The organism is Mucilaginibacter sp. SG538B, assembly GCF_013376065.1.
GTDB classification, from domain to species: Bacteria; Bacteroidota; Bacteroidia; order Sphingobacteriales; family Sphingobacteriaceae; genus Mucilaginibacter; species Mucilaginibacter rubeus.
Genome location: NZ_JABMJI010000008.1, coordinates 99,463 through 111,864, shown reverse-complemented (window position 1 = coordinate 111,864; position 12,402 = coordinate 99,463). Strand labels below are relative to the sequence as shown.

Annotated in this window: 11 protein-coding genes; 6 read left to right on the top strand and 5 right to left on the bottom strand. The window is 42.7% G+C overall.

Going from position 1 to position 12,402, the window contains the following annotated elements:
- Together FHW88_RS28725 and FHW88_RS28720 are read right to left on the bottom strand one after the other, a co-directional pair.
- The gene (locus FHW88_RS28725; RefSeq protein WP_090528154.1) at window positions 1–468 is read right to left on the bottom strand and encodes a Fur family transcriptional regulator; all 468 of its coding nucleotides are present in this window, start codon (window positions 466–468) and stop codon (window positions 1–3) included.
- 159 nt (window positions 469–627) lie between these two features.
- Window positions 628–2,850, bottom strand: coding sequence for a RelA/SpoT family protein (locus FHW88_RS28720; protein ID WP_090529622.1), 2,223 nt, complete (start codon window positions 2,848–2,850; stop codon window positions 628–630).
- A 109-nt stretch (window positions 2,851–2,959) separates the two neighbouring features.
- Here FHW88_RS28720 and FHW88_RS28715 point away from each other — a divergent pair, with 109 nt between their 5' ends.
- The 3 genes from FHW88_RS28715 to bshB1 are packed head-to-tail and all read left to right on the top strand — an operon-like array spanning window position 2,960 to window position 4,824.
- Entirely contained in the window at window positions 2,960–3,574 is a 615-nt protein-coding gene (locus tag FHW88_RS28715; protein ID WP_091175285.1) for a DUF4294 domain-containing protein, read from the top strand.
- 4 nt (window positions 3,575–3,578) lie between these two features.
- Window positions 3,579–4,085: a glutathione peroxidase gene (locus tag FHW88_RS28710; RefSeq protein ID WP_176628937.1), complete on the top strand. Its 507-nt coding sequence runs from the start codon at window positions 3,579–3,581 to the stop codon at window positions 4,083–4,085.
- A 13-nt stretch (window positions 4,086–4,098) separates the two neighbouring features.
- Window positions 4,099–4,824 carry a bacillithiol biosynthesis deacetylase BshB1 gene (gene bshB1, locus FHW88_RS28705; RefSeq protein ID WP_176628936.1) on the top strand — a complete coding sequence of 242 codons (726 nt, stop codon included), beginning with the start codon at window positions 4,099–4,101 and terminating at the stop codon, window positions 4,822–4,824.
- 102 nt (window positions 4,825–4,926) lie between these two features.
- Here the strand turns inward: bshB1 and FHW88_RS28700 are convergent, their stop codons facing one another.
- Both FHW88_RS28700 and lat read right to left on the bottom strand, forming a co-directional pair.
- Entirely contained in the window at window positions 4,927–5,364 is a 438-nt protein-coding gene (locus FHW88_RS28700) for a hypothetical protein (protein WP_090528165.1), read from the bottom strand.
- A 224-nt stretch (window positions 5,365–5,588) separates the two neighbouring features.
- The gene (lat, locus tag FHW88_RS28695) at window positions 5,589–6,920 is read right to left on the bottom strand and encodes an L-lysine 6-transaminase (RefSeq protein WP_176628935.1); all 1,332 of its coding nucleotides are present in this window, start codon (window positions 6,918–6,920) and stop codon (window positions 5,589–5,591) included.
- 333 nt (window positions 6,921–7,253) lie between these two features.
- Between lat and FHW88_RS28690 the strand changes: the two genes are divergently transcribed.
- Entirely contained in the window at window positions 7,254–9,278 is a 2,025-nt protein-coding gene (locus tag FHW88_RS28690; RefSeq protein WP_176628934.1) for a PAS domain S-box protein, read from the top strand.
- Between the two features lie 155 nt (window positions 9,279–9,433).
- Here the strand turns inward: FHW88_RS28690 and FHW88_RS28685 are convergent, their stop codons facing one another.
- Window positions 9,434–10,330: a 1-aminocyclopropane-1-carboxylate deaminase/D-cysteine desulfhydrase gene (locus tag FHW88_RS28685; protein WP_176628933.1), complete on the bottom strand. Its 897-nt coding sequence runs from the start codon at window positions 10,328–10,330 to the stop codon at window positions 9,434–9,436.
- Between the two features lie 75 nt (window positions 10,331–10,405).
- Here FHW88_RS28685 and FHW88_RS28680 point away from each other — a divergent pair, with 75 nt between their 5' ends.
- Both FHW88_RS28680 and FHW88_RS28675 read left to right on the top strand, forming a co-directional pair.
- The gene (locus tag FHW88_RS28680; protein ID WP_090528176.1) at window positions 10,406–11,440 is read left to right on the top strand and encodes an RluA family pseudouridine synthase; all 1,035 of its coding nucleotides are present in this window, start codon (window positions 10,406–10,408) and stop codon (window positions 11,438–11,440) included.
- 75 nt (window positions 11,441–11,515) lie between these two features.
- Window positions 11,516–12,352, top strand: a complete 837-nt coding sequence (locus tag FHW88_RS28675) for an aminotransferase class IV (protein ID WP_129571377.1) — start codon at window positions 11,516–11,518, stop codon at window positions 12,350–12,352.
- The last annotated feature ends 50 nt before the right edge of the window (window positions 12,353–12,402 follow it).

Sequence of the window (12,402 nt, the reverse complement as noted above, 5' to 3'; positions counted from 1 at the left end):
TTATACTCGTCTGTCACAAAAACCCTCTCTTAATTTGGTACAATTACCATAAAGATTTAAAGAGTGGTGTTTGATGTCAAATTTCAATATATCGCCCATCATACTCTGGATCTGCTGGATGCGCGGATCGCAAAACTCAACTACTTTACCGCAATCGATGCAAATGATGTGGTCATGCTGTTTGTAACCGTATGATTTTTCGAATTGGGCCATGTTTTTGCCAAACTGGTGTTTAGTAACCAGATCGCACGAAACCAACAGCTCAAGCGTATTGTAAACCGTAGCGCGGCTTACACGGTATTTTTTATTTTTCATGTGGATGTACAACGACTCCACATCAAAGTGATCTGTACGGGAATATATCTCTTCGAGTATAGCAAAACGTTCAGGGGTTTTCCTGAGGTTTTTATTTTCGAGGTAAGCCTCAAAAATTTTTTTAACCATTGGTATGGTATCCTGCTGTGACATAATGATGTATTAACGGGGCAAAGTTATTAATAAATTATGGATTAGAGAGACAAGAGGTCAAGAGTCAAGAATCAAGATTGGTGAATTCTGCCTTGCCTCATAATTCTTAATTTCCCGGCTCTTTCTTGCTTCTTGACTCTTGACTTCCTGCTTCTATCCTCACGACGCTTTTTCAATTGCCGAATCAAAACGGTTAACCGCGGTTACGCCTTTTACTTGTTTTAGGTTTTTAATCAGGGTATCAAGGTGACTGGTATCGTTCACATACAACATCAGCGAGCCTTCAAATATACCATTATCGCTGTCAACTGTTATAGACCTGATGTTTATTTTAAAATCATTTGATATTACCGTGGTTAGCTTGTTGATCAACCCAACCTCGTCAATACCGGTAATACGCAAACCGGTAAGAAAAGCAAGTTCCTGCTGATTTGTCCAGCGGGCTTTTACTATCCTGTAGCCATAGTTAGCCATAAGCTTAGCCGCATTAGGGCAATTGGTACGGTGGATCTTGATTCCGTCGCTCACGGTAACAAAACCAAAAACATCATCGCCAGGAATAGGATTGCAGCAATTGGCCAGCTTGTAATCAATCTTTTGCATATCCTCGCCAATGAGCAGGATATCACTGTCTTTGGCCTTGATATTTTTGATGAGGTTTTGAACCTGCTCCTGGTCAATTTTATCCTGCGGCTTATTGTCAATTACTTTTTCGGATGCCTGGTACTCTTTCAGGTCTTTCATATCAATAATGCCTTTGGCAACATTGTAAAAAAGATCCTGGGTGGCCTGCAGCTTAAAAAAGTAGCTGATCTTTTGCAGGTTTTCGGAGTTATAGGTGATCTTGAGCGATTTCATTTTACGCTCAAGGATCTCTTTGCCATCCTCGGCAATCTTGCGTTTCTCCTCTTTTAAAGCCGACTTGATTTTAGCCTTAGCTTTTGCGGTAACTACAAAATTAAGCCAGTCTTCCTTAGGGGTTTGCTTGCCTGAGGTAATGATCTCTACCTGGTCGCCGTTTTGGAGCTTGTAGCTTAGCGGCACCAGTTTATGATTTACTTTAGCACCGATACAGCTTGCGCCTACATCGGTATGGATCTCGAAGGCAAAATCAAGCGCCGTAGCATTCAATGGCAACTGGATCAGCGCTCCCTTTGGCGTAAAAATGAAGATCTCATCGCTGAAGAGGTTCATCTTAAAATCATCGATGAAGTCGAGCGCGTTGGTATCGGGGTTTTTGAGCATTTCGCGCACTTTGTGTACCCATTGATCAAGACCGCTGTCGGTGCTGGCTTCCTTGTATTTCCAATGCGCGGCAAAACCTTTTTCGGCAATCTCGTTCATGCGCTTGGTGCGGATCTGTACTTCAACCCACTGCCCCCGCGGGCCCATTACCGTGGTATGCAATGATTCATAACCGTTGGCTTTGGGTGAAGAGATCCAGTCGCGCAGCCTGTCCGGGTTTGGACGGTACTGGTCGGTTACTATAGAGTAGGCTTTCCAGCAATCAGCCTTTTCATGTTCGGGGGCGCTGTCCAATATAATCCGGATGGCGAAAAGGTCATATACCTCCTCAAAAGGTATCGATTTCTTTTTCATCTTATTCCAGATAGAATGGATTGATTTCGGCCTGCCAAAAATATCAGCCTCAAGCCCCTGGCTTTGCAGCGATTTATTAATTGGCTCGATAAAATCACGAATAAAACGCTCACGCTCGGCCTTTTTCTCGTTCAGTTTATTTTTGATGAACTGGTAGGTTTCGCGCTCCATGTATTTCATGGAGAGGTCTTCCAGCTCAGATTTTATGGCATACAAGCCCAGGCGGTGTGCCAGGGGCGCATACAGGTAAACCGTTTCTGACGATAACTTAAGCTGCTTATCCCTGGGCATAAACTCCATGGTACGCATGTTATGCAGCCTGTCGGCAAGCTTAATCAGGATCACCCTCACGTCATCGGCAAGGGTAAGCAGCATTTTACGGAAGTTTTCGGCCTGCAATGAGCTGTTGGTATCAAATACACCTGATATTTTGGTAAGGCCGTCAATAATTTTGGCTACCTTTTTACCAAATTCCATCTCAATTTCATCAAGCGTCATGTTGGTATCTTCAACCACATCATGCAGCAGGGCGCACACTATTGAGGTGGTACCCAGGCCAATTTCTTCGGCGGCTATCTGTGCAACGGCAATAGGGTGATATATATAAGGTTCGCCGCTTTTACGGCGCATGTCCTTATGGCTTTCCAGGGCCATATCAAATGCCTTGCGTATCATGCGTTTATCGCCCTTTTGCAGGGTTGATTTACAGGCACGCAACAAAGCACGGTATCTTTTTAGTATCTCGTTCTTCTCGGCTTCCAGGTCTATCACTAAGTCTTTCATGTACGGGGTATTAGCGGTATTCAATCATAAACATGCAGCAAATAAATATTATTGCAGGTATTAGTAAAATACCAAAAAAAATTACATTATTTTTGTATTAAGTAAAAATATGAAATTTATTGGTTTTACGCTGCTGTTATGTTGCTTAATGGGTGCTGCAAAGGCCCAAACAGCTACGCCTGCACCCGTAACTCTTGGCAAAAATGATACCATCAAAACAGCGATGACCAACCTTGACGGTGAGCTTGTACCATGGATAGTTGAGCCGGAGGTTAGAATTGTAGATACCCGTATTTTTGCGAGCGAGGCCGACAGGCTAAACTACCGCCGTTTGCGTTATAATGTAATGAAAGTACTGCCCTACGCACGTTTTGCAGGGCAAAGGTACCGCCAGTTACAGCGCGACCTTGCCGTTACTGCCGATAGGAAAAAACAAAAAGAACTGGTAAGCACCTGTGAGGGTGAAATAAAAAACCTGTTCAATAAAGAAATAAAAAACCTGACAATTAGTCAGGGAGAGGTTTTAATTAAGCTTATTGACCGCGAAACCGGGCAAACCAGCTTTGCTATGGTTAAAGAATTAAAAGGCGGCTTTAAGGCTTTCATGTTCCAGTCGGTAGCCAGCATATTTGGTCATAATCTCAAAGAAACCTACGACCCTGAAGAACAGAAGGATATCGAGGCCATATTAAACCAGGCCGGATATAATTCATACAGCAATTAGTTTAATGGATAACAAAAGCATTTACCGGTTTAACGTTAAAAGGTTAAACGGTGAAGAGATCAGTCTTTCCGAATATAAAAACAAGGTCCTTTTAATTGTAAACACTGCATCGCAGTGCGGTTTTACACCTCAGTTAAAAGAACTTGCAGCTTTGAAAGCCGGGCTTGCAGGCAAGGATTTTGAAATCCTTGCATTCCCTTCAAATGATTTTGGCGGACAGGAACCTTTAGATGGTGAAGCTATTGCCGTTTTTTGTGAAGCCAATGGAGCAAATTATCCCATATTTGAAAAAATACGGGTACGCGGCCCCTATGCCGACCCTTTGTATCAATTTTTTGCCGATAAAAAGGAGAATGGAAATGTACGGTCGGTTCCGCGCTGGAATTTTCATAAATTTTTGATTGATAAGAATGGGCATGTAGTTGATTTTTACTACCCTTTCACCAAACCTAACTCCTCAAAAATCAGGCGAAAGATTGACCGCCTGCTGACAGCGGCATTTAACCAATGAATTATTTTTGCGCATGCTTAAATTAGATATATTAGTTTTATCGGTACATCCTGATGATGCTGAATTAGGTTGTTCAGGTACAATTTTAAAACATATTGCCCTTGGCTATAAAGTTGGTATTGTTGACCTTACCCGCGGCGAGTTGGGTACCCGCGGCTCGGCCGAAATCCGTAAGCAGGAAGCTGCGGCAGCCGCCGAAATATTAGGTTTAGCCGTACGTGAAAACCTTGGCCTGCCCGATGCCTTTTTTGAAAATACCCGCGAACACCAGGTAAAGGTTATTGAAGCCATCCGCAAATTTCGTCCTTCCATTGTAATAACCAATGCTTACCATGACCGCCACCCCGATCATGGCCGGGCAAATGAACTTGTTGAAGCCTCGGCATTTTTAGCGGGCCTTCGCAAAATAGAAACATTTGATATTGATGGCACACCACAAGAAGCCTGGCGGCCAGACATGGTGCTGCATTTTATACAGGATAATTATATTACTCCTGATATATTAATTGATGTAACCGAACATTGGGATAAAAAGATAGAGAGTATTAATGCTTACGGATCGCAGTTTTATAACCCAAGCTGGGAAGATGAACCTCAAACCTATATTTCAACATCCAATTTTATTGAAATAGTAACCGGCCGCGCACGCGAGTTTGGCAAAAGCATCCAGGTAAAATATGCCGAGGGCTTTACCAGCAGAAAAATTTTAGGGGTAGATAATTTATTTAACCTTAAATAATACTTATACTTAACTATAAGTTATATATAATAAATTTCACCCTAAATAAACAGGGAGCCTGAAAATCAGGCTCCCTGTTTATTTTATCAAGTATGATGATACTTATGCTTTAATATATTCAAAGCGATTATTTTCATTGCTCCGCTCCCTTCTAAGCTTATTTTCATTAGCTAATTTTAAAAGGATCCCTGAAAGTTCAGACGTTTTAAAATCAGAATCATACTGTTCTTTACAGTAATTGGCAATTGATGAAATAGACCGCTGACTATCAAAGAAATCTGTATTTAGCAATTGATTAAGTATTTTGGTAGCGCCTGGCTTTTTACGTCCTGAAACACCTCCGCCTTCATCTTCAACGCGTAATTTCCTTACTTTTTTACCAAACATTTCAACACCCTCGGCATCTACTTTCTCCGATTCGATCATAACTTCCAGTAAACGGTCAATTATTCGAACCTGCACAGCTTCAGATTTGAATGAGTTTACAACCTCGGCAACTTCAACCAGTTGTTTCTTTAATTTCTCTATGTGTTTGCTCATGGTGCTTGAAATAGAACTACGTTACTTTAATAGGGTTGCAACAAATCTAATCGGAATAATAACAAAAAATATAGCGTATTTTGGAAAAAAAGTAGCGTATATTAATATCTTTCTATTTTTGCAAATAATAGATGCCGATTTTACCTTATTAAATATTAGTTAATTTCATCCGTTTCATGAGCGGATTTAGCTGTAGCCGGGATTAATTTTCTTTATTTACTGTATTATAAAGTGACCGAAAGCTGTTCAAGCATATCAAGGCCTGTATCAATGTGGCTTTTTTCAATGATCAGCGCAGGGCGGAAACGCACACTCTTTTCGCCACAGCCAAGGTACATAATATTATTATCAAAACCTTTTTTAATAAAGCTGTCCCTTATTGCTTTGTCCGGAAAATCAAAGGCAGTGAGCAGTCCTTTTCCCCGCACATTACTTATAACCGGGTGCCGTTCGGCAATTTCACTCAAACCGTTTTGCAGGTACTCTCCCATTACTGCCGCATTATCGCAAAGCTTATCCTCCTCAATAATTTCCATTATTTTTGACGAGCGTACCATATCAACCAAACTGCCCCCCCAGGTTGAGTTTATGCGCGATGATACTTTAAATACATTATCTTCAACCTCATCAATGCGCCTGCCAGCCAATATGCCGCAAACCTGCATTTTTTTACCAAAAGCAATAATATCAGGGCGCGCCCTTTCACCAAAATGTTGATGGCACCAGAATTTGCCTGTTAAACCAACTCCCGTTTGTACCTCATCATAAACCAGCAATGCTTCGTACTCATCAGCAAGTTCACGCAGCTTCTCTAAAAACTCTTTGCGTACATGGTTATCACCGCCTTCTGATTGCACAGGCTCAATTATTATGGCGCATATATCATCCTTATTATCTTCAAATGCTTTCCTGATTTGTGCCACCGATAATTGCTCCCTCTTTAACAGGTCTTCATGATTGGCATCGCTGTAAGGGAAATTCATATAAGGTACAGATACCCGCGGCCAGTCAAACTTGGCAAACCACTTGGTTTTATTAGGCAAGGTATTGGTAAGGCTCAGGGTATAACCCGAGCGGCCGTGAAAAGCATGCTCAAAGTGCAATACTTTAAAACCTTTTTCCTTAGTATAGCCCCTGGCAAAGTTTTTCTGCACCTTCCAGTCCATAGCTACTTTCAGCGCGTTTTCGATAGCCAGCGCACCACCGGAAATGAAAAAAGCATGCGGTAAATATTCGGGGATCCCTATCCTGTCAAATGTTTCAACAAACTGGGCGTATTGCGTTGTGTAGATATCTGAATTTGACGGGTTGGTTAATGCCGCAAGCATGAGGTTTTTCTTAAACTCCTCGTCGTTCAGCATTTTGGGATGGTTATAGCCCAAGGGCACCGAAGCAAAGCAGGTAAAAAAGTCAAGCAGCGTACGGTTATATTTTGCATCATAAATATAAACACCCTTACTTTTTTCCATATCAAAAGTGAGGTCGAATCCATCGGCCAGTACATGCTTTTGAAGCGATGCCTGGACATCCTGCGGAGAAACAAGTAGGTTGTACATATTAATTTGGTTTATTACAAATTTAGTAAAAACCGCCTAAAATCAAAATTTAAGCGGTTTTTGAACCGATTGACAAAAAAGTAACTTTAAATTGTTTAAAGTTACTTTTTGTACCAAACTCAAAACCGGTACACCCGTTTCGATCACAATATTCATAAAAAAATGCAGCTCAAATTTACATTTACCGCCCGGTTGCCAATTAAATTCCTCATCCGCCAACCTGAATTGTACCGGCAAAATTTAATAAACGTTTCTTTTTAATTAATTTGGCATAGGTTGATTATTTTAATATTAAATTAGTACCAGATACAACCAAAGGGGATATTTATAACCATGGGAGAAGAACCATTATCTGCCAGCCACTCAAAACCGGCCCCAAAAGTAACATTTAACAATAGTGCCGACTGGGACTTGTTTGAAGACCTGCCCGTTGCAGTTTATACCTGCGATAAAGAGGGTTATATAACCTCTTTTAACAAAGCGGCGGTAATGCTTTGGGGCAAAACGCCTGAAGCTAATAAAGACAAGTGGTATGTAAACTGGGAGATATTTACCTCCGACGGTATACTGTTAACTCCCGATGAAACACCAACGGGTAAAGTATTAAAATATGGCAAGGCTATAAAGCAGCAGGAAATACTTATTAAACGTCCCGATGGAAGTGTAAGCTATATATTATCCAACCCTAAGCCCCGTTTCAATGAAAAGGGCGAACTGGCAGGCGCCGCCAATACCCTGATAGATATTACCGAACAAAAAAATGCCGAGTCAAAGCAAGGGATGCTGGCCTCTATCATTGAATCATCAGAAGATGCTATTGTAAGTAAAAACCTTAATGGTATAATTACCAGCTGGAACGGCGCGGCCCAACGTTTATTTGGTTATACCGAAGATGAGATCATAGGCAAACATATCACGGTTTTGATACCGGAAGACCGTTATGATGAGGAAGAAATGATTATTAATAAAATACGGGCTAACGAACGGATAGAACATTTTGAAACCATACGTAAAACAAAAAGCGGCGAGGAAATACAAATTTCGCTTACCATATCTCCCATAAGAAACAACAACAATAAGGTAATAGGGGCTTCAAAAATAATCCGCGATATAGGCCGGCAAAAAAAATCAGAAGAAAGATTACAACAGTATGCCGAACGCCTGGAGATCTTAAACTCCATAGGACAGGTTATTTCGGCCGAGTTGGATATTCAAAATATCCTGCAAAAAGTTACCGATGCCACCACCCAGTTGTGCGGCGCACAGTTTGGCGCTTTTTTTCACAACCAGGTTAACGAGCAGGGCGAATCATATATGCTATTCACGCTTTCGGGCGCGCCGCGTGAGGCATTTGAAAAATTTGGCATGCCACGTAATACGGCAGTCTTTCATCCCACTTTCAGTGGTGAGGGAACGGTAAGGGTTGATGATATAACCAAAGACCCACGCTACGGAAAAAATGCACCACATTTTGGCCAGCCTAAAGGGCACCTGCCGGTGGTAAGCTACCTCGCTGTTCCGGTAAGGGGCAAATCGGGCGAGGTGATTGGCGGGTTATTTTTTGGACACGAACAACCGGCCAGGTTTACCAGGGAACATGAGCAGCTTGTTTTGGCTGTTGCCGCCCAGGCCGCGGTAGCACTTGATAACGCCAAGCTTTATGAAAATATTAAAGAGCTTAATGAAAAAAAGGACGAGTTTATAGGGCTTGCAAGCCATGAGCTAAAAACACCGGTCACCAGTTTAAAGGGCTACCTCCAAATCATAGCCCGTAACCTCCCCCCGGATGATAAAAGCAAAGTACTGGCCAACAGGGCATTGGAACAGGTAGGCAAATTAACCATCCTGATATCAGACTTGCTTGATGTTACCAAAATCCAGACCGGTAAACTGCCTTTTACTTATGCTGATTTTGATGTGATCAAACTGCTTACCGAATTGAGAGAGATCCTGCAACAAACCGGCCCCTCCCATCAGCTCCTTTTAAATTTACCTGCCGGGGAATTAATTATCCATGCCGATAGCCAGCGTATTGAGCAGGTTGTCATTAACCTGGTAACCAACGCCGTTAAATATTCGCCAAAGGCAGATAAAGTGATCATCGAGGCCCTTGTTATCAACAATAAATTCAGGGTATCGGTACAGGATTTTGGTATCGGCATCCAGCCCGATCAACTGGAACGGGTGTTTTCACGTTTTTACCGCGTTGAGAACCTCGCCTCTCACATGTCGGGGTTAGGAATTGGCCTGTACATTTGCCAGGAAATTGTTAACCGTCACCAGGGCAGGCTTTGGGTTGAAAGCACTTACGGCGAAGGGTCAACCTTCCATTTTGAGATCCCGATAAACACGAATTGAAATTTATGCACGAATGCTTAGCGTATTATTGAGCAATTAGAACGAATTACACGAATTAGTTGGTTCGTGTAAATTCGGACGCATTTGTGAAATTAGTGCTATTTAATTCCAATTCGCGAAAATTCGATCTCATTCGTGTAATTAGTGTTGATTAATTAGTGTTGATTAAACTTTTCTTTCATCCCCAATAATCCCCAAATGCCCCCGCTATGAATAGCCAGGATTTTACTGCCGGGTTTAAAGTGCCCTTTGCTTATTAAATCATATAGGGCATACATCATTTTACCGGTGTATACAGGTTCTATCAATATCCCTGTTGCAGCAACAAATTGTTTAATGAAACTGATGAGCTCGTCATTTGCTTTGCCATAGCCTCCAAAGTGGTAACCGGTATGTATGTTATATCCTGCCGGGGCCGTTAAAAACCGGTCTATCTCCTCTTTAATAAAACCACCGTTTTTAAATACCGGCACCGCGTTGAATTTTGTTTTAAGCTGATGACCATTTAATCCGTTAATGATACCCGCCGCTGTTGTACCGGTACCGCAGGCACAAAAAATATGGTCGTAGGTTTCGGTTAGTTCGTTAACCAGTTCGCTGCAGCCTTTGGCCCCTTCGGCAGATGCGCCGCCTTCATCAATAAAAAAAGCCTGTTCATCATTACCAAAATACCGATTAAACAGGGCAAGTTTATCACGATAGCTGTCGCGATCGGTAAACTGCAGTTCCATACCATGCAGGCGGCATAAAAACAAGGTATCGTTATCAACCTTCTCGCCGCGAACTATGCCGGTAGCTTTAAAACCAAACTTTGCGGCAGCCGCGGCTGTGGCCATCAGGTGGTTGGAGTAAGCGCCGCCAAAAGTTACGAGGTGTGTTTTTTGTGCAGTTTGCGCCTGTTTCAGTAAATATTTAAGCTTACGCCATTTATTGCCCGATATCATGGGGTGGATCAGGTCATCGCGCTTAATGAAAACTTTAACGCCGTAGTCATCAAACAGGGGGTTACTGATTTGCTGTACCGGGCTAAAAATTTCAAGCTCAATGTTCATAAAATAATACGGCGTTAATGCTATTGCAATATTACGTTTAACCTACCATAAAAAACGATTACTTTTGCGCCTCAAATGGCACACGAACCCGAACTTATTGAGCAGGAAGAACAGGACTTGTACGAACACTTACGCGTAGTGGTTGACAAGGGCCAGTCGCTTTTGCGGATTGATAAATTTTTGATGCACCGCGTGGAGAATGCTTCGCGCAACCGCATTCAAAATGCCATTGAGCTTGGCAATGTGCTGGTGAACGATAAAACCATCAAATCGAGCTATAAGGTAAAGCCGCTTGATATAATTTCGGTAGTGCTGCCGCACCCGCCGCGCGATACGGAAGTATATCCCGAAAACATCCCCATCAATATTATTTATGAAGATGATGATGTATTGGTGGTTGATAAGGAAGCCGGTATGGTGGTTCACCCCGGCTATAACAATTACACGGGCACGTTGGTGAATGCGCTGGTTTACCATTTTCAGCAATTGCCAACCCTGCCGGGCAACGACGGCAGGCCGGGGCTGGTACACCGCATTGACAAGGATACCTCAGGCCTGCTGCTTATCAGCAAAAATGAGCGTGCCATGAACTGGCTGGCTAAGCAGTTTTTTGAGCATACCATCACTCGTAAATATATAGCGCTTGCCTGGGGCGATTTACCGGAAGACGGCACCGTTACCGGCTATATTGGCCGCAGTGTGGCCGACAGGCGGGTAATGTCGATATATGATGATCCTGAAAAAGGAAAATGGTCGGTAACGCATTATAAAGTTTTAGAGCGAATGGGCTACGTTACCCTGATTGAATGCCAACTGGAAACGGGCCGTACCCATCAGATCAGGGCACATATGAAGCATATCGGTCACCCCCTGTTTAGCGACGCCACTTACGGCGGTGATAAAATTTTAAAGGGCACCATGTTCAGCAAGTATAAGCAGTTTGTTGAAAATTGTTTTGAGCTGATGCCACGGCAAGCCCTGCATGCACAAACACTGGGCTTTTTACATCCTACATTAAAAAAGCAGGTGCATTTTGAATCGCCGCTGCCGGCTGATTTTGAGGCCGTACTTGCAAAATGGCGAAAGTACAGCGATACAGATACGAAATAACAGACGTTAGATAGAAGAGCAACAATACCCGGTAATTATTAACAACACGATCAAATTATAACATCTATCCGTCCTATGATGCCCGTATTCATCAATTTTAACGGCGAATATCTCCCTCAAAACACACCATTGCTTACCATTGGTAACAGGGGCTTTAAATATGGCGATGGCCTGTTTGAAAGCATGCGACTAATGAAAGGGAAACTGAAATTTGCCGAACTGCATGCCGACCGCCTTCAGCGGGGCATGAAAGCCCTTAAAATTGATGGTTATTCGCAAATGGACACCTGGTTCCTGAACGAAATAGTTAGTGAGCTTGCCCGCCGGAATAAAGTTAAACATGGCAGGCTGCGCCTGACAGTTTACCGCGATGCCGAAGGCTTGTATACCCCTACTCAAAATAAAATGGGTTATTGCCTGGAGCTAACCCCATCCGAAGAGCCCCGGTATTTTTTGAATGAGAAGGGCCTGATCATGGATGTGTTTACGGAACTGCCTAAACCGTCCAACTATCTGTCGAACATTAAAACATGCAACTCGCTTATTTATGTAATGGCGGGTTTGTACAAAACTCAAAACAAGCTGGATGATGTTTTTCTGTTGAACCAAAGCGGTAACTTATGCGAAGCCAGCAGTTCCAATATTTTCATCAATTATCAAAACCACTTATATACCCCGGCGCTAAGCGAGGGCTGCGTTGAAGGTGTAATGCGCCAGGTAGTGATCAAACTGGCAAAAGAAAACAACATTGATATCACCGAAGCCCAGATCAATCCTGATATTTTATACGAGGCCGACGAAGTATTTTTAACCAACGCCACCCGAGGTATCCAAACCGTTATGGGTTTTGGGGTAAGGCGCTATTTTAATCAGTACAGCAAGGTATTGATGGATGAGTTGAATAAACTATAAGCTAAACATATTTTAATAAGAAACGTCATTTCGACGGACCAGCGAGGGGC

Coding starts and splice junctions, on each gene's coding strand:
- FHW88_RS28725 (WP_090528154.1), bottom strand. CDS start 468: ATGTCACAGCAGGATACCATACCAATGGTTAAAAAAATTTTTGAGGCT.
- FHW88_RS28685 (WP_176628933.1), bottom strand. CDS start 10,330: ATGAACATTGAGCTTGAAATTTTTAGCCCGGTACAGCAAATCAGTAAC.
- FHW88_RS28715 (WP_091175285.1), top strand. CDS start 2,960: ATGAAATTTATTGGTTTTACGCTGCTGTTATGTTGCTTAATGGGTGCT.
- FHW88_RS28690 (WP_176628934.1), top strand. CDS start 7,254: ATGGGAGAAGAACCATTATCTGCCAGCCACTCAAAACCGGCCCCAAAA.
- FHW88_RS28710 (WP_176628937.1), top strand. CDS start 3,579: ATGGATAACAAAAGCATTTACCGGTTTAACGTTAAAAGGTTAAACGGT.
- FHW88_RS28680 (WP_090528176.1), top strand. CDS start 10,406: ATGGCACACGAACCCGAACTTATTGAGCAGGAAGAACAGGACTTGTAC.
- bshB1 (WP_176628936.1), top strand. CDS start 4,099: ATGCTTAAATTAGATATATTAGTTTTATCGGTACATCCTGATGATGCT.
- FHW88_RS28675 (WP_129571377.1), top strand. CDS start 11,516: ATGATGCCCGTATTCATCAATTTTAACGGCGAATATCTCCCTCAAAAC.
- FHW88_RS28700 (WP_090528165.1), bottom strand. CDS start 5,364: ATGAGCAAACACATAGAGAAATTAAAGAAACAACTGGTTGAAGTTGCC.
- FHW88_RS28720 (WP_090529622.1), bottom strand. CDS start 2,850: ATGAAAGACTTAGTGATAGACCTGGAAGCCGAGAAGAACGAGATACTA.
- lat (WP_176628935.1), bottom strand. CDS start 6,920: ATGTACAACCTACTTGTTTCTCCGCAGGATGTCCAGGCATCGCTTCAA.